This is a genomic window from Lysobacter sp. ESA13C, from assembly GCF_019970005.1.
In the GTDB taxonomy this organism is placed as follows: Bacteria; Pseudomonadota; Gammaproteobacteria; order Xanthomonadales; family Xanthomonadaceae; genus Lysobacter; species Lysobacter antibioticus_B.
Genome location: NZ_JAHXYK010000002.1, coordinates 422,772 through 447,647, shown reverse-complemented (window position 1 = coordinate 447,647; position 24,876 = coordinate 422,772). Strand labels below are relative to the sequence as shown.

The window sequence follows — 24,876 nt, the reverse complement described above, 5'->3', positions numbered from 1 at the left end:
GTTCTGGCCGCCTCCCTGGTCCCTCGTGCCCCATTCGCCCTCGCAACCCTCGCCGGCACCGCAAGCACCGGCCCACTTCAACCCGGCCCTGCTGATCATCGGCCTGGCGCTTTCCGGGCTCGGCGGCGTCAGCCCCTTGCTGCTGGTGCCGCGGTTCGAGTCGGTGTTCGCAGTCTTCGGCATGGATCTGCCGCTGCTCACCCAGACCCTGATCGACTATCCCTGGCTGCTGTGCCCGCTGCCGGTGCTGGTATTGGCGCTGTGGATGCTGTGGCCGAAGCGGCGCCGCGATCTGGTCGCGTTGTTGTTCGGCGGCATCGCCGGCATCGGCGCCGGCGCGCTGGCGGTCATCGCGATGTATCTGCCGATCTTCAGGTTGGCGCAGACACTCTGAGCGAGCGCTCCGAGCGAGGCAGTGCGACCTGCATCGCGGCTCCGCCGCGCCGCCGCTGAAACCGACGCGGCCTCAGGCTACATTGCCCGCCTGCATTCGCCCTGGAACCCTCGCCCGTGATCACCTGCTATCTGCGCTACGTCATCGACCCTTACCAACTGGCCGAGTTCGAGCATTACGGCAAGCTCTGGATTCCCCTGGTCGAGAAATTCGGCGGCCAGCACCATGGCTACTTCATGCCCTCCGAGGGCACCAGCAACGTCGCCCTGGCGATGTTCTCGTTCCCCAGCCTGGCCGCGTACGAGGATTACCGCACGCGCTCCTTCGACGATCCGGACTGCCAGGCCGCCTTCGCCTATGCGCAGGAAAAGCGCTTCATCGTCAGCTACGAGCGCAGCTTCTTCCGCCCCGTATTCAAACCCGACTGAGCCGCAGCCGCCCGGCGGCGCCTGCCCGGAGTGCCCATGCCCGTCATCAGCCACAACCCGCCCGAACTGTTTCCGCCCTATCGCGGCTACAGCCACGCCACCGAAATCCGCGGCGACGCGCGCCTGCTAGTCATCAGCGGGCTCAACGGCTATCTCGCCGATGGCGTCACCCTGCCCGAGTCCTTCGAGGAGCAAGGCGAGCTGATATGGCGCCACATGGGCGTGCTGCTGCGCGCGGCGGGCATGGATTATCGCCACCTGATTTCGTTGCGCACCTACCTGGCCGACCCCGCCGACGACGAGGCCAACGTGCAGTTGCGCCTCAAATACCTCGACGGACACCGCCCGTCCTCGACCGTGGTCTGCTGCCGCCTGCTCGACCCGCGCTGGAAACTGGAAGTGGAAGCGATGGCCGCGGCCTGAGCCGCGCGCTCGTCGCAGCGATCGCGTCGCGACCGCCCCCGCCTCAGCCCTGCACGAAGCGATCCGGGCGCCGCGGCCTCGATCGCCGACCACGCCACATACCGGCGGCCCCGTTCTTGGGCACAATCGCCGCATGAGCACATCCAGTGATGCGAGCCCGTCGCCCCGCCAGGCGCAGGCCGACGGCGGCAAGCCCAGTCTGCGCGAACGCTTCGACGCCTTGCGCAACCTGCGCCCCTTCCTCAAGCAGATCTGGGCGACCAGCCCGGCGCTGACCCTGATCACCCTGGGCCTGCGCCTAGTCCGTGCCCTGTTGCCGGTGCTCACCCTGTACGTCGGCAAGCTGATCATCGACGAGGCGGTGCGCCTGGTCGCCGCCCACCCCGGCTTCGATTCGCTGTCATCGGCCTGGGCCAGCGGCCACTTGAACACCTTGCTGAGCTTGCTCGCGCTCGAATTCGGCCTGGCGATCGGCTCCGACCTGCTCGGGCGCATCGTCGCCTACGGCGATGCGCTGCTGTCGGAACTGTTCACCAACGCCACCAGCGTGCGCCTGATGGAGCACGCGGCGACCCTCGACCTCGAAGACTTCGAAGACCCCGACCTGCAGGACAAGCTCGATCGCGCGCGCCGCCAGACCATGGGCCGCATGAACCTGATGAGCCAGTTGTTCGGCCAGGTCCAGGACACCATCACGGTGGTGAGTTTCGCCATCGGCCTGTTGGTCTATGCGCCGTGGCTGATCCTGCTGCTCGCAGTGGCCCTGATTCCGGCCTTCATCGGCGAGGCGCACTTCAACGCCCTGGGTTACTCGCTCAACTTCGCCTGGACGCCGGAGCGGCGCCAGCTCGAGTACGTGCGCCAGATGGGCGCCAGTGTCGAAACCGCCAAGGAAGTGAAGATCTTCAATCTTCATCGCTTCCTGATCGCGAAGTACCGCGAGCTGGCCGGCAAGTTTTTCAAAGCCAACCGCGCCCTCGCCCGCCGCCGCGCGCTGTGGGGCACGGTGCTGGCCGGGCTCGGCACCCTGGGTTACTACATCGCCTACGGCTACATCGCCTGGCGCACGGTACGCGGCGATTTCAGCATCGGCGACCTGACCTTCCTCGCCGGCAGCTTCCTGCGCCTGCGCCAGCTGCTCGAAGGATTGCTGATCGGCTTCTCGCAAGTCGCCGGACAAGCCTTGTACCTGGAAGACCTGTTCTCGTTCTTCGAGATCAAGCCGGAGATCGTCTCGCCGGCCGACCCGCTCGCGATCCCGAAGCCGATCCGCCAGGGCTTCGTGTTCGAGAACGTCGGCTTTCGTTATCCCGACGCCGAGCAGTGGGCGCTGCGCGGGCTCGACTTCGAACTGCGCGCCGGCGAAGTGTTGGCCTTGGTCGGCGAGAACGGCGCCGGCAAGACCACCTTGGTGAAATTGTTGGCACGCCTGTACGACCCCGACGAAGGCCGCATCCTGCTCGACGGCCGCGACCTGCGCGATTACGACCTCGACGATCTGCGCGCCAACACCGGGGTGATCTTCCAGGACTTCGTCCGTTATCACCTGACTGCCGGCGAGAACATCAGCGTCGGCCAGATCGATGCGATGGGCGACGCTGCGCGCATCCGCGAAGCGGCGCGGCGCGGCATGGCCGACGAAGTCATCGAGAACCTGCCGCGCGGCTACGACCAGTTGATCGGCCGCCGCTTCAAGACCGGCGTCGACCTGTCCGGCGGGCAATGGCAGAAGATCGCGATCGCGCGCGCCTACATGCGCGATGCGCAGGTGATGATCCTCGACGAACCGACCGCGGCCCTGGATGCGCGCTCGGAGTTCGAGGTGTTCCAGCGCTTCAAGGAACTGTCGGCGGAAAAGACCGCGGTGCTGATCTCGCACCGTTTCTCGAGCGTACGCATGGCCGACCGTATCCTGGTGCTGGCCGAGGGCCGCCTGGAAGCCAGCGGCACCCATGTAGAACTGCTCGCCCAGGGCGGACGCTACGCCGAGCTGTTCGAGCTGCAAGCCGCCGGCTATCGCTGAGCCGGCAGCGGATACCCGCCGGGCGGAACTGTACCGGCGCCTCGTTGTCCCAGTGCGGAGCGGCGGCTATGGTGACTGCGCCGTTGCCGAGCGCACTTCGCTCGCGACCTCACGATCCAGGAGCGCACATGACCCCGATTTTTCATCGCAGCGTCCTTTCCCTCGCCCTGCTGCTGAGCCTGGCGGCCTGCCAGCGCAACCAGGAGGCCGAAGCGGCGACCGCCAAGGCGGCGCCGGCACAACAAGCCACCCACCAGGTCAAGAGCGAACTCGGCGAGCTGCGCGTCACCGAGATCGCCTCCGGGCTCGAACACCCCTGGGCCGTCGCGCTGTTGCCCGACGGCGGCTTCCTGGTCACCGAACGCCCCGGCCGTCTGCGCCGGATCGCCGCCGACGGTGCGATCTCGGCGCCGATCGCGGGCGTGCCGGCGGTCTGGGCCGAAGGCCAGGGCGGCCTGCTCGATGTCGTGCTGTCGCCCGACTTCGCCAGCAGCCGGCGCATCTACCTCAGCTATGCCGAGCCCGGCGACAACGGCAGCGCCGGCACCGCGGTGGCCTCGGCGACGCTCGGCGACGCGGCCTTGGCCGACGTCAAGGTGATCTACCAACAGCAGCCCAAGCTGGTCGGCCCGAATCACTTCGGCTCGCGCCTGGCCTTCGACAAGCAGGGACATATCTTCATCACCCAGGGCGAGCGCCAACAACGCATGGCCTCGCAAGAGCTCGACAAGCTGCAAGGCAAGTTGGTGCGCCTGAACCTCGACGGCAGCGTGCCCGAGGACAACCCCTTCGTCGGCCGCAAGGACGCGCGCCCGGAGATCTGGAGCTACGGCCACCGCAATATGCAGTCGTTGGCTGTCGACCCGCGCACCGGCACCGTCTGGGAAGCCGAGCACGGCCCGCGCGGCGGCGACGAGATCAACCTGCCGCAGCCCGGCAAGAATTACGGCTGGCCGCTGATCACCCACGGCATCGACTACAGCGGGCTGAAGATTTCCGAAGCCGAAGGTAAAGAGAAACCCGGCCTGGAATCGCCCTACCACGTCTGGGAAAAATCCCCGGCCCTGTCGGGCATGGCCTTCTACACCGGCCATGCCGGCTCGCCGTGGAACGACAGCCTGTTCCTGGGCGCCCTGGCCGACGGTAGCCTGATCCGCCTGAGCCTGGACGGCGACAAGATCGTCAAGGAAGAACGTCTGCTCAAGGAGCTCGACTGGCGCATCCGCGACGTGCGGGTGTCGGCGGACGGGAAGGTGTATGTGTTGACCGACGAGAACGAGGGCAAGTTGTTGCGGTTGGAGCCGCCGGTCAAGAAGTGATTGGCGGCGCACGCCGGTTGCCTTTGCCTTTGCCTTTGCCTTTGCCGTGAAAGCTTGGCGCAGTAGCTATCTCGCGAGAACACCTGGAGACCCGGAGGGCGCCGCACAGGACGTGCGGCGTTTTCCGATAAGACAGGGACGTCTTATCGGAAAATCCCGGCGCGAGCTGCGCGCTCGCAGGGGAGCTTCGTCAAGGAAGGCCTTTTCTTTGGTTAGCTTTCTTTTGGGCCAGCAAAAGAAAGTAACCCGGCCGCGTTAGCGGACGGAAGCTCTGCTCTTGCTTGATCGATACCCGGCGAGATCGGTCGCGACTTACGTCGCTCCTACAGGGGTGAGAGCTCTGCACTTGCTTGAGGTTTTCAGAAGCAAGATCAAACGCTAAGAGCTTCCGCCACTAAAGCGGCGGGTTACTTTCTTTTGTCTAAAGCAACAAAAGAAAGTAACCAAAGAAAAATGCTTTTACTTTGAATCACAGGCCCGCACGAGCGGTGCATCCGCAGGGATTTTTCATACGGGACATCCCTGTCCCGATGAAAAACGGCCTGCATCCATGCAGGCCACCCTCCGGGTCTTCTATTGCCTTCGCAAGGTCGATACGACGCACGGCAACGGCAACGGCAACGGCAACAGAAAAATCTTCAAGGCAACCGAAGCCAAAGCCGAAGCTGAAGCTGAAGCTAAGCAGTAACGACGTCGTCTCCACCAGCGCCACCTACTATTCGCCCCACGAAAAAGCCGCCCCCTTTTGCAAGGAGGCGGCTTCCGGTTGCCGCAAAAAACCGAAACGCTGGCCAATCAGGACTTCTGTTTCGCCCTCGCGAACGCATCCGCCAGGGCGCCACCCATCGGCGCGGCGGCCTTCGGGGCGAACGAGCCACCACGGGCCGGGGGCGCTTCGCGACGGCCGCCGCGCGGGTCGTTGCCGCGGCCGCCATTGCGGTCGCTACGCTCGTTACGTTCGGCGCCCGCACCGGCCGGACGCGGCGCCGGCACGGCGTCGTCGAGACGGCGCGTCAGGGCGATGCGCTTGCGCGGGATGTCGACTTCGAGCACCCGCACTTTGACCACGTCGCCGGCCTTGACCACCTCGCGCGGGTCCTTGACGTATTTGTCCGACAAGGCCGAGATGTGGATCAGGCCGTCCTGGTGCACGCCGATGTCGACGAAGGCGCCGAACGCGGCGACGTTGCTGATCACGCCTTCGAGGATCATGCCGACCTGCAGGTCCTTGAGGTCCTCGACGCCGTCGGCGAACCGCGCTGCCTTGAACTCGGGACGCGGGTCGCGGCCGGGCTTTTCCATTTCCTTGAGGATGTCGCGCACGGTCGGCACGCCGAATTTCTCGTCGGTGAACTGCTCGGGCTTGAGGCCGCGCACGAACTGCGGGTCGGCGAGCAACTGCTTCACCTCGCGTCCGCATTGCTGGACGATGCGTTCGACCACCGGATACGCCTCGGGGTGCACCGACGAGGCGTCGAGCGGTTGCTCGCCATCGACGATGCGCAGGAAGCCGGCGCATTGCTCGAAGGTCTTGTCGCCCAGGCGCGGCACCTTGAGCAAGGCCTTGCGCGAGGCGAACGGGCCGTTCTCGTCGCGATAGCGGACGATGTTCTCGGCCACCGTGCTCGACAGGCCCGACACGCGCGCCAGCAAGGCCGCCGAGGCGGTGTTGACGTACACGCCGACCGCGTTGACGCAGTCCTCGACGCGGGCGTCGAGCGCGCGCGCCAGACGGTACTGGTCGACGTCGTGCTGGTACTGGCCGACGCCGATCGCTTTGGGTTCGATCTTGACCAGTTCGGCCAGCGGGTCCTGCAGGCGCCGCGCGATCGAGACCGCGCCGCGGATGCTGACGTCGAGATCGGGGAATTCCTTGGAAGCGAATTCGGAGGCCGAGTACACCGAGGCGCCGGCCTCGCTGACCACGGCCTTGGTCAACTTGGCTTCCGGCACCAGTTTGATCAGGTCGGCGGCCAGCTTGTCGGTTTCGCGCGAGGCGGTGCCGTTGCCGATCGCGATCAATTCAACCCCGTGCTTGATGCACAGCGCGCGCAGCGTGTGCAGGGACTGGTCCCACTGCTTGCGCGGCTCGTGCGGGTAAATGGTGTCGTGGGCGACGAACTTGCCGGTGGCATCGACCACCGCCACCTTGACCCCGGTGCGCAGGCCCGGGTCGAGGCCGAGCACGGCGCGCGGGCCGGCCGGCGCGGCCAGCAACAGGTCCTTGAGGTTGTCGCCGAACACGTCGATGGCTTCGGCCTCGGCCTTCTCGCGGGCCTGGCCGAACAGGTCGAGCAACAAGTGCAGATGCAGCTTCGCGCGCCAGGTCAGGCGGCAGGCATCGAGCAGCCAGCGGTCGGCGGCGCGGCCCTGGTCGGAGATGCCGGCGTTGAGCGCGACCCGGCCTTCGCCGTAGGCGTGGCCGGCCTCGGCATCGGCGCCGGGCTCAAGTTCGAGGAACAGCACTTCTTCGCGACGGGCGCGGAACAGGGCCAACAGGCGGTGCGAAGGAATCTTCGCCAGTGATTCGGCGTGGTCGAAGTAGTCGCGGTACTTGGCGCCTTCGGCTTCCTTGCCTTCGGCGACGCGGGCGCGGATCACGCCGACCTCAGTCAGCCAGCCGCGCAGTTCGCCGACCAGCCTGGCGTCTTCGCCCCAGCGCTCCATCAGGATCGCACGTGCGCCTTCGAGCGCGGCCTTGACGTCGGCGACTTGCTTTTCCTCGCTGACGAAGCCGGCGGCGAAGGCTTCCGGGCTCAGGGTCGGGTCGGCCAGCAGGCCGTCGGCCAGCGGCTCCAGGCCGGCTTCGCGGGCGATCTGGGCCTTGGTGCGGCGCTTGGGCTTGTACGGCAGGTACAAGTCTTCCAGGCGCGCCTTGCTGTCGGCCGCTTCGATGTCGCCGCGCAACTCGTCGGTCAGCTTGCCCTGCTCGGCGATGCTTTCGAGCACCGCGGCGCGGCGGTCTTCGAGCTCGCGCAGATAGCGCAGACGCGATTCCAGGTCGCGCAGTTGGATGTCGTCGAGGCCGCCGGTCACTTCCTTGCGGTAGCGGGCAATGAAGGGCACGGTCGCGCCTTCGTCGAGCAAAGCGATGGCGGACAGGGCCTGGGCGGTCTGGGCGCCGATCTCGACGGCGATGAGTTTGGCGATCTTGTTTGCGATCTGCGCGGACTGCGTGTTCTGGTCTTGCATCGTTTCCAATCGATTACCCCGCTGGCGGGGGACCGGGCGATTGTCGCAATGCCGGCGTGAAGGCGAAACCCATTGACAGGACTGGGTTTTTGGGGCGGGCGGATGAGAAAACGAGCCGAGAGGAGTGAGAAGTAAGCGGGAGCGAGGCGGTATCGGCTTTGCTCGCTCCTCACCCCTCTCCACTCACCCCTCTCTTTAAGAACCGTTCTCATCGCTCGGGTACAATGTGCGCCCCGCTCCACCCGATCGATCCTCGCATGTCCTCCGCTTTTGGCACCGAAACGGTGCTGGACGTCCGTCACTGGACGGACGACTACTTCAGCTTCACCACCACCCGCGACGACGGTTTCCGCTTCGAGAACGGCCAGTTCGTGATGATCGGACTGCAGGTCGAGCAGGCGGACGGCTCGCACAAGCCGCTGCTGCGCGCCTATTCGATCGCTAGCGCGAACTGGGAAGAGCAGCTCGAGTTCTTCAGCATCAAGGTGCCGAACGGCCCGCTGACCTCGCGCCTGAAGTCGATCCAGCCCGGCGACAGCGTGCTGATCGGGCGCAAGCCCACCGGCACCCTGCTGATCCACGACCTGCATCCCGGCCGCAACCTGTACCTGCTCGGCACCGGCACCGGCCTGGCGCCGTGGCTGTCGGTGATCAAAGACCCGGAGACCTACGAGCGCTTCGACAAGGTGGTGCTCTGCCACGGCGTGCGCAACGAGAAAGACCTGGCCTACCGCGACTACATCGTCAACGAGCTGCCGCACCACGAGTTCCTCGGCGAGCAGATCGCCTCCAAGCTCAAGTACTGCCCGGCCGTGACCCGCGAGGCCTTCGAGTACGCCGGCCGCGACCAGCGCGGCCGCCTGACCGAGATGATGGAAAGCGGGCGGATGATGGACCTGCTCGGAATCGAGCCGCTCGACCCCGAGCACGACCGCGCGATGATCTGCGGCAGCCCGCAGGTGCTGGCCGATTTCCGCGGCGTGCTCGACCAGCGCGGCTTCACCGCCTCGCCGCGCATCGGCACGCCGGGCCAGTACGTGTTCGAGCGCGCCTTCGTCGAGAAGTAAACCCGGGCGGCAGGCACGACGCCCGCCGCGACAGAGCGCGCCATTCAGGCCGCGCGCCGCTCCTGGCGCAAGGCGCCGCGGTAACGCCGGCTGCACGGGATGCGGGTGCCGTCGCTCATGGTGATGCGCGCATCGCCGCTTTCCAGCGGCTCGATCTCGCCGACGCAATCCAGGTTGACCATATAGCTGCGGTGCACGCGCACGAAGCGGGCTGGATCGAGCTGAGTCTCGATGCCGGCCATGGTCGTGCGCAGCGGATAGTCGCGTCCGCGCAGATGCAGGTTGACGTAGTTGGACGAGGCCTGCAGCCACTCGACCTCGGCCGCGGCGATCAGGAACTCCTTGCCGAGCTTACGCACCAGGAAGCGCTCCGGCCGTTCCGGAACGACCGGCTCGGGCACGTCGTCGGCGACGGTCAATACGCTGGCTTCGCCCTGCCAACGGCGCAGCAACAAGCGATAGGCCTCGATCCACACCACCATATAGGTGTAGGAGCGCACGTCCTTGAGGTATTCGTAGACGTATTCGGCCGCCCAGGGGCTGAAGTCGTAGCTTTCGCCGAGACCGATGTAGACCGCTTTGCGGATGGCGACCATGGCGGTCACGTGGGCGACCGACCAGGCCACGCTGCCGAGCAGGTGCAGGGCCACGGCGCGGCGCCAGGTATCGACATGGAACGGGACCTGGCGCGTGTACCAGACCAGGGCCGGCACCAGCGCCAGCGCGACCAGGCAACTGCTGCCCTCCCAGACCGGCGGCGCCCAATTCGGGATGTCGAGGCCGGCACGACGGATGTCCATCAAGGTGGTCAGGCTGCCGGCGACCGCATTGACCCCGAACAGGATCACCCAGCCCAGGATCTCGGCGGTGCGGCGCCAGGGTTGGTAGCGGTCCCAGGCGCTGGGCGGGACGGCCGGACGGGCGGGAGGAAGGGCGGCGGCGCTGGCGGCCGCGGGGATCGGGGACACATCGTCGTTCATGCGCGCATTCTCGCCCGGCGACCGTCGCACGCGACGACCGGTCGTCCCCTGGGGACCGCGATTCGTCCCCATGAACCGCCATCGGTCACCCCGGCATCGCTCGCCGACGCCCGTCGCCACAGGCTTGCGGCTCCGCCACTGCCGTGACCGCCCATGCAACGCCGATACGACATCGACGCCCTGCGCGCCCTCGCCTTCGCCCTGCTGATCCTCTATCACTGGGCGATGCTCTACGTCGCCGACTGGGGCTGGCACCTCAAAAGCACGCATCTGTCGGAGACCCTGCAGTTGCCGATGCTGTTCGTGAACCGCTGGCGCATGGACCTGATCTTCTTGATCTCCGGCCTGTCGGTGCACTTCCTGTTGCGCGGCAGCTCGCTCGGCCGCTTCGTCGCCCAACGCAGCTGGCGGCTGCTGCTGCCGCTGACCTTCGGCTGCCTGGTGGTCGTGCCGATCCAGCCCTATGCCCAGGGCGTGGCGAACGGCCTGGTCGAGCCGGGTTTCGTCGACTTCCTGTTGCGCTACTACCGCTTCCAGCCCTGGCCGGCGGAGGCCTTCGACGGCTGGGAGTATGGCTTTACCTGGAACCACCTGTGGTACCTGGTCTATCTGTGGGTCTACACCCTGGTCTTCGCGGCCGTGTTGCCGCTGTTCCGCAACGGCGTCGGCCGCCGCGCCCATGCCGCGCTGGCCGCACTGCGCGGTTGGAAATTGGTCGTGTTGCCGGCGCTGCCGCTGGCGCTCGGCTCGATCCTGCTGCAGCCGCATTTCGAGGAAACCGGCGACCTGATCCACGACTGGTACCGCCACGCAATCTATTTCACCGTGTTCCTCTACGGCTACTGGCTCGGCAACGAGGCCGGCCTGTGGCAGGAACTGCTGCGCCTTCGCCGCTGCACCCTGGCCTGGGCACTGGCGCTGTTCGCGGCCTATCTGGCGATGATCCGGCTGCTGCCCGAGGACGTGCCCGACAGCGTGCAATACGCGATCTGGACCGTGCGCAGCCTGTACATCTGGGCGGCGATCTGCACGATCCTGGGCTGGTCGCACCATCTGCTCAACCGCCCGTTCCGCTGGCTGCCCTGGGCCACCGAAGCGGTCTACCCCTGGTACGTGCTGCACCAGAGCCTGACCGTACTGATCGCTTACTGGGTGCTGCCGCTCGAGTTCGGCGCGGTCGTCGAGCCGGCCATCGTTCTGCTCGGCACCGTGCTCGGTTGCTGGGCGCTGCACGAAGCGATCCGGCGGGTGCCGTGGCTGCGGCCTTGTTTCGGTTTGAAGGCGTGGCGCCGCGAGCGTCCGCAGATCTCGCTATCGAACAGGACGACCCCACAAGCGGCGGAGGCCGCCTAATGGCTTGGGATACGAGCGACGCGGCGGGGACCTGGTCCGTCGGCGGGTGTCGGCTGCGACGTCGTTGCGCCGACACGGTCGCGGCTTGCGCCGCTCCTACTCCGTAAAGCGTGCGCTGCCGATTCGACGTGGCCGTACCGGCGGCTTCTGGGTAGGAGCGGCGCAAGCCGCGACCACGTAGCTTCGGCCGCCGACGCGGTCGCGGCTTGCGCCGCTCCTACCCTAAAGCGCTGCGTGCGCCTCAGGCCAGCGCTTTCTCGATATCGGCGGCGATCGATTCGGGCTTGTCGGTCGGCGCATAACGCTTGATCACGGCGCCGTCGCGGCCGACCAGGAACTTGGTGAAATTCCACTTGATCGCGTCGATGCCGAGGAAGCCGCCCTTCTCGTCCTTGAGCCACTTCCACAGCGGATGCGCCTGGTCGCCGTTGACGTCGATCTTGGCGTACAGGGGGAAGCTCACCTCGTAGGTCAGCGAGCAGAATTCCTTGATCTCGGCCTCGTTGCCGGGCTCCTGATGGCCGAACTGGTCGCAGGGAAAGCCCAGCACTTCGAAACCGCGCGCGGCATAGTCGCGCTCGAGTTTTTCCAGGCCGGTGTACTGCGGGGTGAACCCGCATTTCGAGGCGACGTTGACGATCAGCAGCACCTTGCCGCGATAGCGATCGAGCGACTGGTTCTGACCGTCGATGTCGACGGCGGAGAAATCGTAGGCGGTGGTCATCGCGGGGACTCCCTGGGGACTGGACGCACCATAACGCTTCGCGGTGGCGGTGTCTGGGGCTGGATACGGCTTTGAGGTTGCAGCTGCATCCAGTTCGCTGTTGCCGTCATCCCCGCGAAGGCCGGTTCCAGGGCTTTACCGCGGCCTCACTCTGAAGTCTCTGGGTCCCCGCCTACGCGGGGACGACGAGCACGGCGTCGAGCCTCCAGGCAGCAGCGTTTCGCTCTTGCCGTCATCCCCGCGAAGGCGGGGATCCAGGGCTTTATCGCGACCTCACTCTGAAGTCTCTGGGTCCCCGCCTACGCGGGGACGACGAGCACGGTGGCGAGGCTCCAGGCAGCAGCGTTTCGCTCTTGCCGTCATCCCCTCGAAGGCGGGGATCCAGGGCTTTACCGCGACCTCACTGGGAAATCTGTGGATCCCGGCCAGGGCGCATGGCGCCCTGGCGTTCATGGATGCGCGAGCCAGTGGCTCGCAAGCGCATCCACTCACCCCACAAAAAACGAACGGCCCGCACGAGGCGGGCCGTTCGAAGTATCGCAATGCAGGCTCGGATCAGAACGAAGCCTTGAACTCCGCACCGACGATGCGCGGGTCGTTGACGAAACCGACCAGGTTGTTGAAGTCGATACCGCCGACCGCACGCTTCTCGTTGAGGATGTTGCGGCCGTACAGAGCCACGTCGTAACGGCCGTTGTCCCACTGGTAACCGATGCGCAGGCCGCCTTCGAGCAGGTCCTTGCCGCGGAACTCGCGGGCCTCGTACAGGAAGAAGTTCACTTCGCTGCGGTAAGCCCAGTCGGTGTAGACGTAGAACTCGTTGCCGTTGGCGAGCGGCAGGCTGTAGCGCGCAGTGACGTTGTAGACCCACTTCGGCGCCTGCGGCAGCGGGTTGCCGTCGATCGCCGCGAGGGTCTGGCCGTTGCGCACTACGGTCGGGTCGGTGACGGTGCAGCCGCCGCCGCAGGGAGCCACGAACAGGTTGCTGTCCTGGATCTCGGTGTCGTTATAGCTGGCGCCGAAGGTGACCATCAGGTTGTCGGTGACATAGGCGTCGAGGTCGACTTCCACGCCCTGGCCGAGGGTCTTGTCGGCGTTGACCAGGATGGTCTGGTTGAGCGCGCCGCCGACGGCGTTGAGCTGCTGGTTGTCGACGGTGTAGCGGAACAGGGCGACGCCGAGACGTGCGCGCTTGTCCCACAGGTCGGCCTTGAGGCCGGCTTCGTACGAGATCACCTTCTCGGCGTCGGCGACCGACGGCTGCGGCGGGGTCTGGAACAGCAGGCGGCCCTGGATGCTGGGCGCGCGGAAGCCCTTGGCGATGCGCGCGTACAGATTGATGTCCGGGGTGGCCTGGAACACGCCGCTGATGTCCCAGCTGACGTCGTCGACGTCGGTGCGGACCTTGAACGGGCCCGACACCGGCGCACCGAACGGCGCGCTCTGCAGCACGCTGGCGCTGAAGTCCTTCTTGTCCTGGGTGTAGCGCAGGCCGCCGCGCAGCTTGAAGCGCTCGGTCACGTCGTATTCGAGCGAGCCGAACGCAGCCCAGGCCTTGTTGCGCTGCTTCTGCTGGGCATGACCGGCCTGCACGCCACCGGCGAGGCTGTCGTAGTTGAGGCTGTCGACGGTGATGTCTTCGTCGAAATAGAACAGGCCGGCCTGCCAGTTGAGCGGACCCGCGTAGCTCGATTCGATGCGGAATTCCTGGGTCCACTGGCGGTGGTCCGGCAGGCCGTCGGCCGACTCGGCGGCGAACGGAATGCCGACCGGGGTGCTGCCGCCGGGCAGGAACATCGCGCCGACGCCGCCGTCGATGTCGCCGCGGCTCAACGAGTCGGCGGTTTCGTAACCGGTGATCGAGTACAGGGTCAGCTCGTTCGGCAGTTCCCAGCTCAGGCGCGCGCTGGCGCCGTAGCTGTCGAGCTTCTGCGAGTTGCGGCCGTCGATGCCGACCTCGTCGATGTCGAAACCGTCGGCGAAATCGTTCGTGCCCTTCTTGAACAGCATGGCGCGGAACAGACGCGCGGTGCCGTTGAGGTGGCGCGAGTGGACGTTGAACAAGGCGTTGAAGGTGTCGCTGCCGTCGTATTGCAGCTGCAGGCGCACGGCGGATTCGTCGTAGCCTTCGAGTTCGCCGTTGCTGCGCGCGTTCGGATTGGTGTTGGTCACCCAGTCGTCGCGGCGCTGGTACATCGCCGAAGCGCGGGCCGACCAGTTGGCGCCCAGCGGGCCGCTGATGGCGCCTTCGAAATTGGTGGTGCCGTAGGTGCCGTAGGACACCTGGCCGTAGCCTTCCAGCTCGCGGGTCGGCTTGGCCGACTCGAACTTGACCACGCCGGCCGGGGTGTTGCGGCCGAACAGCGTGCCCTGCGGGCCGCGCAGCAGTTCGACGTTCTCCAGGTCGAACACCGGGAAGCCCTTCAGCAGCGGGTTCTCCAGGACGATGTCGTCATAGACCAGCGAGACCGGCTGCGAGGCGTTGAGGTCGAAATCGGTATTGCCCAGGCCGCGGATGTAGAAACGCGGGAAGGCGCGGCCGAACGAGGACTCGATGTTGAGGCTGGGCAGGCGGCCGGACAGGAAACGGATATCGCCGCCGCCGGAACCGAGCACGTGCAGCTTCTCGCGGTCGACCGTAGTCAGCGCGACCGGGACGTCCTTGGCGCGTTCGACCTTGCGCTGGGCGGTGACCATCAGCGCGTCGAGGGTCTTGGCCTCGCCCTCGGCCGGTGCGGCCGGTGCAGCCGTGGCGGGCGCTGGCTCCTGGGCGAAAACGGTGGCGGAAGCGAGGGTCAGGCCGATAGCGACGGCCAGGGCGTGACTACGGGGCGCAGGGCTGCGGAGAGCACGCAAGTGCTGGAACATGGTCGGGTTTCTCGATGGACGCGGCGCGTGGGGCGCCAGTTCGTGGGAAACCGCCGCCGCCGTGCTCCCTCGGGCACGCGCGTACGGCGATGGGCGATCGGACCGTCCCTTGACGGCCGTGACGCGGACTGCCCGCGCCGGTGGCGGCTCATTGACCGGCGAATGTTACCAAACCATTAAAGAGCCCGTGCTCGAATGGGCTTTCTAGCCGATCGGCGGGCTTGGCAGTTGGGCAAGAGCAAATCCCCCCTGCCCCCCTTTTCAAAGGGGGGAACGGCCTGGGAGTACTGGAACCGCCACGGGGACGACCTCAGGGCCGCGAACCGCTCGGGCGGGTTTGCTTCGGCTTACTTCGCCGCGGCGACCTTGGCCGGTGCGGCGAAGGGCTTCACGCCCAGGGCGTCGTAGACCTCGCTCGGGTAGTAGGCGGTGTCGCCCTGCAGCACCAACGAGACCTTGCGGATGTCGGCGATGTCGCGGGTCGGGTCGCCGTCGATCAGGATCAGGTCGGCGCGCTTGCCGGCCGTCACCGAGCCGCGGTCGTCGAGCACCCGGGCGACCTTGGCGGCGTTCCAGGTCGCGACCTGCAAGGCCTGCGACGGGGTCAGGCCGGCGCGCACGTACAGGGCCAGTTCGTGCTGCAGGGTGAAGCCGGGCACCTCGTCGGTGCCGGCCAGCAGCGGCACGCCGGCCTTGTAGGCGCGGCCGACGAATTCCACCGCCTTGGCGTAGGACTTGTTGTAGCGCGCCGCGGTCGCATCGTCGGGGATGTTCATCTCGGCCGAACGACGACCGCGCTGCACGTCCGGCGGCAGGTGGTCGGCGATGCCCTCGACGATCGGCGACAACTCGCCGTCGCGCTGATGCAGGAACTCGAAGGTCGCCAGGGTCGGGTCGATCGCGATCTGCTTCTTCGCCAGGGTCGCGATGAAGTCCTGCACCGGCTTGGAATCCAGGTCGAGGTCGGCGGCCTTGTCGGCGACCAGGTAGAAGCGCTGCAAAGTGCGGGTGTCGGTCTTGTCGTCGACGAAGAAATTCAGCAGCAATTGGTTGATGTGCTGCACTTCGTCGTAACCCTGGTCGACCACGTCCTGGGCGCGCATGAACGCCGGCACGTGGCCGCTGACGCGCAGGCCCTTGCTGTGCGCATAGGCCGCGGTCTCGCGCAGCAGCTCCTTCGGGAAGGAGTTATAGATCTTCACCTGCGGATAGCCGTTGGCGGCGTACCAGTCGACCGCCGACTTGGCCCCGGCGATGTCCTTGATGACGAAGCCGTTGCGCGCCGAGAAATTGCTCTCGCCCTCGATGAAGCCGGCCGGCACCACGTTCGGCGACAACAGCGTGCCGGCCTTGATCTCGCCGATCATCTGCTGCAGGGTCGCGTTGTCGTTGCCCATGTCGCGCACGGTGGTCACACCCGCGGCGATGTTGAGGCCACCGTCCCAGCGCGACAGGTGGCCGTGCATGTCGAACAGGCCCGGCATCAGCACGCGGCCGCCGCCGTCGACGCTGCGGTCGTACTTCAGCGACGCCGCGGCCTTGCCGACCGAGACGATCTTGCCGTCGGCGACGACCACGTCGGTGGCCTCGCCGAGCTGGGCCTTCTCGCTGTCGAACACGCGCACGTCGCGCAGCAGAGTGGTGCCGGAAAAGCGGTGGCCGAGCTTCTGCCGCAAATCCACCAACAGCTTGCCTTCGGCGGCTTTCTGGCGGGTCTCCAGGGCCGCGGCGTTGCCCTGCCAGCCTTCCTCGATCAGCTGCAGATAGCCGGGATAGATGAAGGCGAACAAGCGCGGTTCCGCACCGGTGGTGGCCCAGGCGAAGTTCGGGGTGAAGCCCTGCCCGGTCATCGCCAGCAGCTGCACCTTCTCGGTCTTGCCGTCGCGAGTGACTTCGGCCTCGTCGATCTTGCGCGCGCTCAGGCTGCCGTTGGGCAGCAGCGGCAGCTTGCCGTCGCTGCGCTTGGCCAGCGCATTGAGCACCACGGAGAAACCGGCCGGGGTGCCGCCGAGCGGTGCGTACAGACCGGGACCGGATACGGTCGCCTCGCCCGAATCGGACAGCGACTTCCACACCGCCTTGTCGCCCTCGCGGCGGAAGCTCTCGTCGACTTTCGCGCCGAAGGTCGAGGTGCCCTGGACCTGGTAGGTCTGGTAGGTGCCGTCCTTCGCCAGCGTGTAGGTCTCCTTGAGCTCGGGGCCGCGGCCGTTGTCCTTGAAGATGAAATCGACCGTGACGGTGCCGTCGTCGGCCCGGGTCACGACCTGCTGGCCGGCCTGCTTGCCGCCGTCGACCAGGGCCAGGTAACGCGTGGTCTCGGCCGCGAAGGCGCTGGTGGCGAAACCCGAGGCGAGGCAGACCGCGAGGGCCAGGCGGGCGACGGAGGGCAGGCGCGGCGCGCGCAGGGTCGAACGGGACATCGGCAATTGAGGCATCGGATCGTGCTCCGGAAGAAACAGCATGGAATAGGCAGAAACCTGGAATGCAAAAGCTTTAACTGGAGTGCGAAAGCTTTCAGTCGTGATGCGTGACCATCAGGACGTAACCGTCCGGGTCTCTGACCCGGAACTCGCCCTTGGGGCGGTAGAACGGATAGGCCATCGCGCCGGCGTCGATACCTGCGGCGAGCACGCGCTCGCGCATCGCCGCGACGTCGTCGCAATACACGTAGAACAGCACCGCCTGAACGGTGTCGTCGACCGGCCCGTCGGCCAGCACCAGCATCAGCTCGGCGCCGCCGGGGCTCTGCAGCGAGACCCAGACCGGATCGTCGCCGCAGGAGGGCTCGTAGTGGGCGTTGCCGATAGCGAAGCCGAAGGTGGCGTAGAAGGCTACCGCGCGCGGCACCTGGGCGACGTGCAGCATCGGCACGAAACGCTGTGCGCTCGGCGCCGTCACGAGGCCCGTCCTGACGCCCGTCCTGTGTGCCGGCTGCCCTGCGCCATCGCCCCGCTCCCTGATGAACTGCGCCGGAGTGTAAACCGGCCGCCGCCGGCGAACCTGGCCCCTTGGTCATGCTTTGCCCGGCCTCGCGGGCCCGCCCCGGGCGGCCATGCCTTTCGTCACGGGCCGCCCCTGCCCGGGGTCGGTTAGGCTTTAAGGTTCCTATTGACGAGGTTCCGCACGATGAAGCATCCCCTCGCGCTGGCGTTGGCCGTGGCCCTGTTCGCCACCGGTACCAGCCTTGCCCACAATGCCCAGGCCCAGACCAAAGCAGACCAAGCCGTGACCGCCAACGCTCAATCGAACGCGAACCCGTTCTTCCAGGAGAGCCCGCTGCCGCTGCAGTTCCCGCAGTTCGACAAGATCAAGGACGCCGATTTCGCGCCCGCCTTCGATCGCGGCATGGCCGACCAGCTCAAGGAAATCGACGCGATCGCCAACAGCGCCGACGCGCCGAGCTTCGACAACACCATCCTGGCGCTGGAGCGTTCGGGCCGCATCCTCGCCCGCTCGACCTCGACCTTCTTCAACCTGATGAGCACCGACACCAACCCGGTGCGGCAGAAGCTCATGCAGGAATACGCGCCGAAGATGTCGGCCCACCGCGATGCGATCAACCTCAATCCCAAGCTGTTCGCACGCATCAAGACCCTGTACGGCCAGCGCGATTCGCTGGGCCTGGACGCCGAGGGCGTGCGCCTGGTCGAGCGTTACTACACCGACTTCGTCCGCGGCGGCGCCAACCTCAGCGACGCGCAGAAGACCCGTCTGAAGGCGATCAACGCCGAACTGGCCGAACTGGGCGCCAAGTTCAGCGAGAACGTGCTCGAAGAGGTCAAGGACTCGGCCATCGTCGTCGACAGCAAGGCCGAACTCGACGGCCTGTCCGACGAGCGCATCGCCGCCGCGGCCGAAGCGGCCAAGGCGCGCAAGCTGGAAGGCAAGTACCTGCTGACCCTGCTCAACACCACCGGCCAGCCCCCGGAAACCGACCTGACCAACCGCGCCCTGCGCGAGAAGCTGCACAAGGCCTCGGTCGCGCGCAACAGCCGCGGCAACGCCTTCGACAACACCGCGCTGGTGTCCAAGGTCGTCACCCTGCGCACCGAACGCGCCAAGATGCAGGGCTACCCGAACTACGCCGCCTACGTGCTCGAGGACGAGACCGCCAAGAACCCCGAGGCGGTCAACAACATGCTCGGCCAACTCGCCCCGGCCGCGGTCGCCAACGCCAAGCGCGAAGCCGCCGACCTGCAGGCGATGATCGACAAGGAACAGGCCGCCAAGGGCGAGAAGAGCTTCCAGCTCGAGCCCTGGGACTGGGCGTTCTACGCCGAGAAGGTTCGCAAGGAAAAGTTCGCCTTCGACGAAGCCCAGCTCAAGCCCTACTTCGAGATGAAGAACGTGCTCGAGAACGGCGTGTTCTACGCCGCCGGCCAGCTCTACGGCCTGAAGTTCAAGCAGCGCACCGACCTGCCGCTGTACCGCCCGGACACCAGCGTTTACGACGTGTTCGACGCCGACGGCAAGCAGCTGGCGATCTTCATCGCCGACATGTACGCGCGCGATTCCAAGCGCGGCGGCGCCTGGATGAACTCCTACGTCGACCAGTCGGAACTGTTCGGCACCCTGCCGGTGGTGGCCAACCACCTCAACATCCCGGCGCCGCCGGCCGGCAAGCCGACCCTGATGACCTGGGACGAGGTCACCACCATGTTCCACGAGTTCGGCCATGCCCTGCACGGCATGTTCTCGAACGTGAAGTACCCCTACTTCTCCGGCACCAGCGTGCCGCGCGACTTCGTCGAGTTCCCCTCGCAGGTCAACGAGATGTGGGCCGACTGGCCGTCGGTGCTGGCCAACTACGCCAAGCACTACCAGACCGGCGAGCCGATGCCGAAGGAACTGCTGGACAAGGTCCTGGCCGCTTCCAAGTTCAACCAGGGCTTCACCACCACCGAGTACCTCGGCGCGGCCATGCTCGACCAGAACCTGCACCAGATCGGCGACGCCGCCCAGGTGCCGAAGGCCAAGGACGTGATGCCCTTCGAGACCGCTTCGCTGAAGAAGGACGGCATCTATTACACGCCGGTGCCGCCGCGTTACCGCACCCCGTACTTCAGCCACATCATGGGCGGCTACGCGGCCGGCTACTACGCCTACATCTGGTCGGAAGTGCTGGACGCCAACACGGTGCAGTGGATCAAGCAGCACGGCGGCCTGACCCGCGAGAACGGCGACCGCTTCCGCGCCACCCTGCTCTCGCGCGGCGGCAGCAAGGACGCCCTGCAGCTGTTCCGCGATTTTGCCGGGCATGAGCCGAAGATCGAGCCCCTGCTGGAGCGCCGCGGCCTGACCGCCCCGGCGGCCGGCGAACCCAAGAATAAATAATTCAAGCCCGCCCTTCAGGTTTTGCAACGCAAAAGGCCGCCCACCTGTCCGGTGGGCGGCCTTTTTGTCGTTGGAAGGCACATAACCACCGTTATCACGATCTAAAGATTTCCAAAGAATTTCCGCACTTTCGACGAAGCTCGACTTATGTCACATTCGGTCCAAGTGGAGCCCAACTAACCTGATTTTGGATATCGACGGCGTCGGTGCGCGCAAGCGAAACGACAGGATTTCGATCAACAGGGGACATCAGGATGGCCGCCATCTCCGTGGTCCAAGCCGCAAGCTCGTCCGGTTCCAGTTCCAACCGCAACGACCGACGCATCGCGCTGGTCGAACGCGACCCGATGTTGAGACAACAGATCCTGCATTCGCTGCAGATGCGCCAGTTCGCCGTCGTCGAATGCGCGAACGCCACCGCGCTATACCGCAACCTGCTCAGTTCGCCCTGCGATATCGCAGTGATCGCCAGCGACCTGCCCGACGACAATCCGCGCACGGTCGCCCTGCACCTGCGCCAACATTCCGACATCGGCATCGTCATGCTCGATGCCGATGCCGGCAACGGCTGCCAGACCGAGTCCTATCGCGAGATCGCCGACGCTTGTTTCCCCAAACCGGTCGACCTCGACGGACTCGCCGCAGTCATCACCGCGATGCACAGCCTGCAACACCACATGCGTGCGATGCCGTCGCGCAGCAGCGCCGGCCTGAGCGAATGGGAACTCGCCCTCGACGGTTGGACCCTGCGCACGCCGGACGGATCTTCGATCGACCTCAGCGCGCCCGAGCGCAGTGTCTTGTTACGCCTGGTCAATACCGGCGCCGGCGGCCATCCGGTTTCGCACGACAGTCTGATCGGTTCCTTGACCAGCGATGTCTACGATTTCGACCCGCACCGCCTGGAAATGCTGATCTATCGTCTGCGCAAGAAAGTCGCGCTGATGAGCCCCTTGCCGTTGCCTCTGCGCGCCGTGCGCGGCATGGGTTATCTGTGCACCATCGTGCGCGCGAACAATTGAATAGTCACTGCGGACTTTCATAGCGGCCGCAGGGGGCGGCCGACGTCGACAACTGTCCAAATCACATACTCGCTTGCGTGATCTCGCGTGAGTGAAGGTGATGCTGCATGAGTGTATTGCGTAGATGGGCTACCTAGCCTGCATCAACCGATGCCTGCCGTGCCAGCGAACGCGGCAGCAGCGATACCCGGGGACGAAGAACGAATCGCGGCCATAACGGCCGGCTGGCGTGCGCTCCGTCCTGCGCTATCGATCGGCTCACCGCAACGATCGTAGACGGAGACTGTTGCCATGAATCAGCGCGACACGCAGAACGGAATGCTTCTGACCACCGCATCGGCAGCCACGCACGACATCCGCACCCACGGCCTGCGAACGATGCGCACACCCCTGTTTCGATCGACCGCCTGCTGGTGCCTCGCGCTAGGCCTGGCCGCCACGCCCTTGTTCGCCAGCGCCGCCGAAGACGGCTCCGCACTGGCCGCGCCCGCGATCGAAAGCAGCGAAGACACCTCGTCTTCCAACGGCGAACAACCGATCGCCAGCGATGAACTGCTCGACGAGGAAGCACCGCTGCTGCCGCTGGTGTTCGATGGCATACCCAACAGTTCCACCTGGGATTCGATGGCCTTCGACGACGGCGGCATGGCCTCGCCGATGAGCGTGATCCAACCGCCCGACCCGGCCAACAACAGTCTGCCCGGCATCAGCGCTTATCTCAGCAACTGGTTGCTCGGCAACGACTACCAGGCCTGCGGCCTGCTCGGCAGCGGCTGCCTGACCATCGATCGCGCCAACTTCAATTATTCGTATCTGTCGCTGATCCTCAACCTGGTGCAGGCGCCGAACGTACTCGACCTGGACGGCAACCAACCCGCGAACCATTTGACTCTGATCGGCGCGGTGCAGTCCGACAGCTACATCCAGTTCCAGGACAGCAACTACACCGGCAACAACAACAACGCCTCGTGCGTGATCATCGGCCTGGCCTGCACCTGGAGCACCAATGCCGCGCAGAACAACCAGGTCATCATCGGCGACGGCAGCTATGCCAACGGCTCCAACACCATCGTCATGGGCACCAACGCCCGCCATCAGCTGCCGACCGTCACCGCGGCCTCGCAGGGCTTCGTCGGCGGCCCCGACACCAACTACGCCGCGCGCCTGGGCAATTCGGTGGTGATCGGCGACAACAGCTTCGGCAACGCCAACCGCCAGACCATCCTCGGCTTCGGCGCGACTTCGACCCACGCCAACAGCGTCGCGCTCGGCGCCGGCTCCAGCACCGCGATCGGCGCGCAGAGCGGCTACACCGCGTTCGGCCTGGTCGCGCCGCAGACCTCGGCCGGCGAAGTCTCGATCGGCGCAGCCGGCTCGACCCGCAAGCTGACCAACGTCGCAGCCGGCAGCACCGGCACCGATGCGGTCAACGTGGCCCAATTGCAGGGCGCGCTGGCCAACGCCGCGGCCGATCCGTTCGCGGTCAAGTACGACGACCTCGGCGGCACGCCCGACTTCGGCAACGTCACCCTGCAGGGCCCGGGCGGCACCGTCATCTCCAACCTCGGTGCCGGCGTCATCGCCGCCGGCAGCACCCAGGCGGTGAACGGCAGCCAGATCTTCGCGATCAGCCAGTCCAATGCGCAGCGCCTCGGCGCCGGCGCCTCGGTGGCGGCCGACGGCACCGTGACCGCGCCGAACTTCATCATCGACGGCAACGGCTACAACAACGCCGGCGACGCATTCGCCGCGGTCAATGCCGGCATGGCCAACGCCGATGCCTTCGCCGTGCAATACGACGACGACGGCCTCGGCAATCCCGATTACGGCAACGTGACCCTGCGCGGCCCGGCCGGCACCGGCACCTTGATCGGCAATCTCGCCGCCGGCCAGATCGCCGCCGCCAGCTTCGACGCCATCAACGGCAGCCAAATATTCGGCATCGGCACCTCGGTGGCGAACCTGTTCGGCGGCGGTACCACCTTCAACGCCGGCGGCACCTTCACCGCGCCGAACTACGTCATCGGCGGCAACAGCTACAACAACGTCGGCGCCGCGCTGACCGCGCTCGACGGCGGCCTGACCGGCAGCAACGCCTTCGCCGTGCGCTACGACGACGACGGCAGCGGCAACCCCGACTACGGCAACGTTACCCTGCAAGGCCCGGCCGGCACCGTGATCGACAACCTCGCCGGCGGCGCAATCGCGGCCGGCAGCCTGCAGGCGGTCAACGGCGGCCAGTTGTTCAGCCTCGGCACCTCGACCGCGGCGCTGTTCGGCGGCGGCGCCACCTTCAACATCGGCGGTGGCTTCACCGCGCCCAACTACGTCATCGGCGGCAATACCTATAACGACGTCGGCGCGGCGCTGAGCGCGCTCGACGGCGGCCTGGCCGGCAACGATGCCTTCGCGGTGAAGTACGACGACGACGGCAGCGGCAACCCCGACTACACCCGCGCCACCCTGCGCGGCCCCGCCGGCACCGGCACCACCCTGGACAACGTCGCCAACGGCCAGATCGCCGCCGGCAGCCTCGAGGCCGTCAACGGCGGCCAGGTGCAAGGCTTCGGCGACGGCATCGCCTCGATCTTCGGCGCCGGCGCCAGCTTCAGCGGCGGCGTTTTCGGCGCACCGAGCTTCACCGTGCAAGGCGGCAGCTACCAGGACGTCGGCGCGGCCTTCGCCGCGGTCGATGCCAGCCTGACCAACATCAACAACCGCATCGACAACCTGCCGCCGGGCAGTACCCCCGAACCTCGCATCGCCATCGACGGCACCGGCAACGCCACGGTCGGCGCCGGCACGCGCGCGATCGCCGCGGGCGCCAGCGCCAGCGCCATGGGCCAGCATGCGGTCGCGATCGGCGGCGATGCCTACGCTGCCGGCGACAACGACACCGCGATCGGCGGCAACGCCCGGGTCAACGCCGACGGCAGCACCGCGGTCGGCGCCAATAGCAGCATCTCGGCCAGCGCGACCAATGCGGTCGCGGTCGGCGAAAGCGCCAGCGTGACGGCGTCGGGCGCGGTCGCGCTCGGCCAGGGCGCGGTGGCCGACCGCGCCAACACCGTCTCGGTGGGCACCGCTAGCGCGCAGCGCCAGATCGTCAACGTCGCCGCCGGCAGCCAGGACAACGACGCCGTCAACGTCGCCCAATTGCGCTCCTCGCAGGCCGGCACGGTGCGTTACGACACCAACGTCGACGGCAGCGTCAACACCACCCAGGTGACCCTCAACAACGGCGGCAGTTCGGTGCAGATCCGCAACGTCCGCGCCGGCACCTCCAACACCGATGCGGTCAACGTCCAGCAGCTCAACGACGGCGTCAACCGCGCCATCACCACCTCCAACCAGTACACCGACAACTGGGGCAACGGCCTGCGCCGCGAGATCGGCCAGCTCGACGACAAGGCCAGCGCCGGCGTCGCTTCGGCGATGGCGGTCGCGGGGTTGCCGCAGTCCTACATGCCCGGCAAGAGCATGGCGGCGATCGCGGCAAGCTCGTTCCGCGGCGAAACCGGCTTCGCGATCGGCGTCTCGACGATCAGCGAAGACGGCCGTTGGGTCTATAAATTCTCCGGCAACAGCAACTCCAAGGGCGACGTCGGCGTGACCGTCGGCGCCGGCCTGATGTGGTGAGCCCGGAAACCTGACCTCCCCCCGGCGACCGCGCGCGCCCCGCCGTGGTACGCCAGGCCGCCCGAAGCGATTCGGGCGGTCTTCTTTTTGCCAGACCGTCGCTGCCGCGG

16 protein-coding genes and 1 pseudogene are annotated in these 24,876 nt (G+C 66.6%); 11 read left to right on the top strand and 6 right to left on the bottom strand.

The annotated features are described in order from the left end of the window. The first annotated feature begins 25 nt into the window (after nt 1-25). From LC490_RS04980 to LC490_RS04955, 6 genes are all read left to right on the top strand, one after another. A complete protein-coding gene (locus LC490_RS04980) occupies nt 26-394 on the top strand; it encodes a hypothetical protein (protein WP_223619482.1) in 369 nt (122 codons plus the stop codon). 116 nt (nt 395-510) lie between these two features. Continuing rightward, nucleotides 511-822 carry an NIPSNAP family protein gene (locus tag LC490_RS04975; RefSeq protein ID WP_223619481.1) on the top strand — a complete coding sequence of 104 codons (312 nt, stop codon included), beginning with the start codon at nt 511-513 and terminating at the stop codon, nt 820-822. Between the two features lie 36 nt (nt 823-858). After that, nucleotides 859-1,245: a RidA family protein gene (locus LC490_RS04970; protein WP_031374157.1), complete on the top strand. Its 387-nt coding sequence runs from the start codon at nt 859-861 to the stop codon at nt 1,243-1,245. A 133-nt stretch (nt 1,246-1,378) separates the two neighbouring features. Beyond that, complete coding sequence (locus tag LC490_RS04965) at nt 1,379-3,268, top strand: ABC transporter ATP-binding protein (RefSeq protein WP_223619480.1); 1,890 nt, start codon at nt 1,379-1,381, stop codon at nt 3,266-3,268. A 128-nt stretch (nt 3,269-3,396) separates the two neighbouring features. After that, nucleotides 3,397-4,587, top strand: a complete 1,191-nt coding sequence (locus LC490_RS04960; RefSeq protein ID WP_223619479.1) for a PQQ-dependent sugar dehydrogenase — start codon at nt 3,397-3,399, stop codon at nt 4,585-4,587. Between the two features lie 550 nt (nt 4,588-5,137). Continuing rightward, nucleotides 5,138-5,275 (top strand): hypothetical protein, encoded by a 138-nt coding sequence (locus LC490_RS04955; protein WP_223619478.1) that lies wholly within the window; start codon nt 5,138-5,140, stop codon nt 5,273-5,275. Nucleotides 5,276-5,589: 314 nt separating this feature from the next. On the opposite strand, the pseudogene LC490_RS04950 reads toward LC490_RS04955, so the two are convergent. After that, a pseudogene (locus LC490_RS04950) lies at nt 5,590-7,779 on the bottom strand (Tex family protein); the annotation flags it as partial. 257 nt (nt 7,780-8,036) lie between these two features. Here LC490_RS04950 and LC490_RS04945 point away from each other — a divergent pair. Beyond that, nucleotides 8,037-8,846, top strand: coding sequence for a ferredoxin--NADP reductase (locus tag LC490_RS04945; protein ID WP_223619476.1), 810 nt, complete (start codon nt 8,037-8,039; stop codon nt 8,844-8,846). A 44-nt stretch (nt 8,847-8,890) separates the two neighbouring features. Here the strand turns inward: LC490_RS04945 and LC490_RS04940 are convergent, their stop codons facing one another. Continuing rightward, nucleotides 8,891-9,826 carry a LytTR family DNA-binding domain-containing protein gene (locus LC490_RS04940; protein WP_081931291.1) on the bottom strand — a complete coding sequence of 312 codons (936 nt, stop codon included), beginning with the start codon at nt 9,824-9,826 and terminating at the stop codon, nt 8,891-8,893. 153 nt (nt 9,827-9,979) lie between these two features. Here LC490_RS04940 and LC490_RS04935 point away from each other — a divergent pair, with 153 nt between their 5' ends. Then, nucleotides 9,980-11,179: an acyltransferase family protein gene (locus LC490_RS04935; protein WP_223619475.1), complete on the top strand. Its 1,200-nt coding sequence runs from the start codon at nt 9,980-9,982 to the stop codon at nt 11,177-11,179. A 241-nt stretch (nt 11,180-11,420) separates the two neighbouring features. On the opposite strand, the gene LC490_RS04930 is transcribed toward LC490_RS04935, so the two are convergent. From LC490_RS04930 to LC490_RS04915, 4 genes are all read right to left on the bottom strand, one after another. After that, nucleotides 11,421-11,903: a glutathione peroxidase gene (locus tag LC490_RS04930; protein ID WP_223619474.1), complete on the bottom strand. Its 483-nt coding sequence runs from the start codon at nt 11,901-11,903 to the stop codon at nt 11,421-11,423. 555 nt (nt 11,904-12,458) lie between these two features. Then, nucleotides 12,459-14,771, bottom strand: a complete 2,313-nt coding sequence (locus tag LC490_RS04925; protein WP_223619473.1) for a TonB-dependent receptor — start codon at nt 14,769-14,771, stop codon at nt 12,459-12,461. A gap of 347 nt (nt 14,772-15,118) precedes the next feature. Further along, on the bottom strand, nt 15,119-17,191 hold the full coding sequence (locus LC490_RS04920; RefSeq protein ID WP_223619472.1) for an amidohydrolase family protein: 2,073 nt from the start codon (nt 17,189-17,191) through the stop codon (nt 15,119-15,121). 94 nt (nt 17,192-17,285) lie between these two features. Next, nucleotides 17,286-17,669, bottom strand: coding sequence for a VOC family protein (locus LC490_RS04915; protein WP_152566390.1), 384 nt, complete (start codon nt 17,667-17,669; stop codon nt 17,286-17,288). A 228-nt stretch (nt 17,670-17,897) separates the two neighbouring features. Here LC490_RS04915 and LC490_RS04910 point away from each other — a divergent pair, with 228 nt between their 5' ends. The 3 genes from LC490_RS04910 (at nt 17,898) to LC490_RS04900 (ending at nt 24,766) form a co-directional block, all read left to right on the top strand. Next, nucleotides 17,898-20,105 carry a M3 family metallopeptidase gene (locus tag LC490_RS04910; RefSeq protein ID WP_031373800.1) on the top strand — a complete coding sequence of 736 codons (2,208 nt, stop codon included), beginning with the start codon at nt 17,898-17,900 and terminating at the stop codon, nt 20,103-20,105. Nucleotides 20,106-20,359: 254 nt separating this feature from the next. Further along, nucleotides 20,360-21,127 carry a winged helix-turn-helix domain-containing protein gene (locus LC490_RS04905; protein WP_223619471.1) on the top strand — a complete coding sequence of 256 codons (768 nt, stop codon included), beginning with the start codon at nt 20,360-20,362 and terminating at the stop codon, nt 21,125-21,127. Nucleotides 21,128-21,418: 291 nt separating this feature from the next. Next, nucleotides 21,419-24,766, top strand: a complete 3,348-nt coding sequence (locus LC490_RS04900) for a YadA family autotransporter adhesin (RefSeq protein WP_223619470.1) — start codon at nt 21,419-21,421, stop codon at nt 24,764-24,766. Nucleotides 24,767-24,876 lie beyond the last annotated feature (110 nt).

Coding starts and splice junctions, on each gene's coding strand:
- LC490_RS04970 (WP_031374157.1), top strand. CDS start 859: ATGCCCGTCATCAGCCACAACCCGCCCGAACTGTTTCCGCCCTATCGC.
- LC490_RS04965 (WP_223619480.1), top strand. CDS start 1,379: ATGAGCACATCCAGTGATGCGAGCCCGTCGCCCCGCCAGGCGCAGGCC.
- LC490_RS04960 (WP_223619479.1), top strand. CDS start 3,397: ATGACCCCGATTTTTCATCGCAGCGTCCTTTCCCTCGCCCTGCTGCTG.
- LC490_RS04955 (WP_223619478.1), top strand. CDS start 5,138: ATGCAGGCCACCCTCCGGGTCTTCTATTGCCTTCGCAAGGTCGATACG.
- LC490_RS04945 (WP_223619476.1), top strand. CDS start 8,037: ATGTCCTCCGCTTTTGGCACCGAAACGGTGCTGGACGTCCGTCACTGG.
- LC490_RS04940 (WP_081931291.1), bottom strand. CDS start 9,826: ATGAACGACGATGTGTCCCCGATCCCCGCGGCCGCCAGCGCCGCCGCC.
- LC490_RS04935 (WP_223619475.1), top strand. CDS start 9,980: ATGCAACGCCGATACGACATCGACGCCCTGCGCGCCCTCGCCTTCGCC.
- LC490_RS04930 (WP_223619474.1), bottom strand. CDS start 11,903: ATGACCACCGCCTACGATTTCTCCGCCGTCGACATCGACGGTCAGAAC.
- LC490_RS04925 (WP_223619473.1), bottom strand. CDS start 14,771: ATGTTCCAGCACTTGCGTGCTCTCCGCAGCCCTGCGCCCCGTAGTCAC.
- LC490_RS04920 (WP_223619472.1), bottom strand. CDS start 17,191: ATGTCCCGTTCGACCCTGCGCGCGCCGCGCCTGCCCTCCGTCGCCCGC.
- LC490_RS04910 (WP_031373800.1), top strand. CDS start 17,898: ATGAAGCATCCCCTCGCGCTGGCGTTGGCCGTGGCCCTGTTCGCCACC.
- LC490_RS04905 (WP_223619471.1), top strand. CDS start 20,360: ATGGCCGCCATCTCCGTGGTCCAAGCCGCAAGCTCGTCCGGTTCCAGT.
- LC490_RS04900 (WP_223619470.1), top strand. CDS start 21,419: ATGAATCAGCGCGACACGCAGAACGGAATGCTTCTGACCACCGCATCG.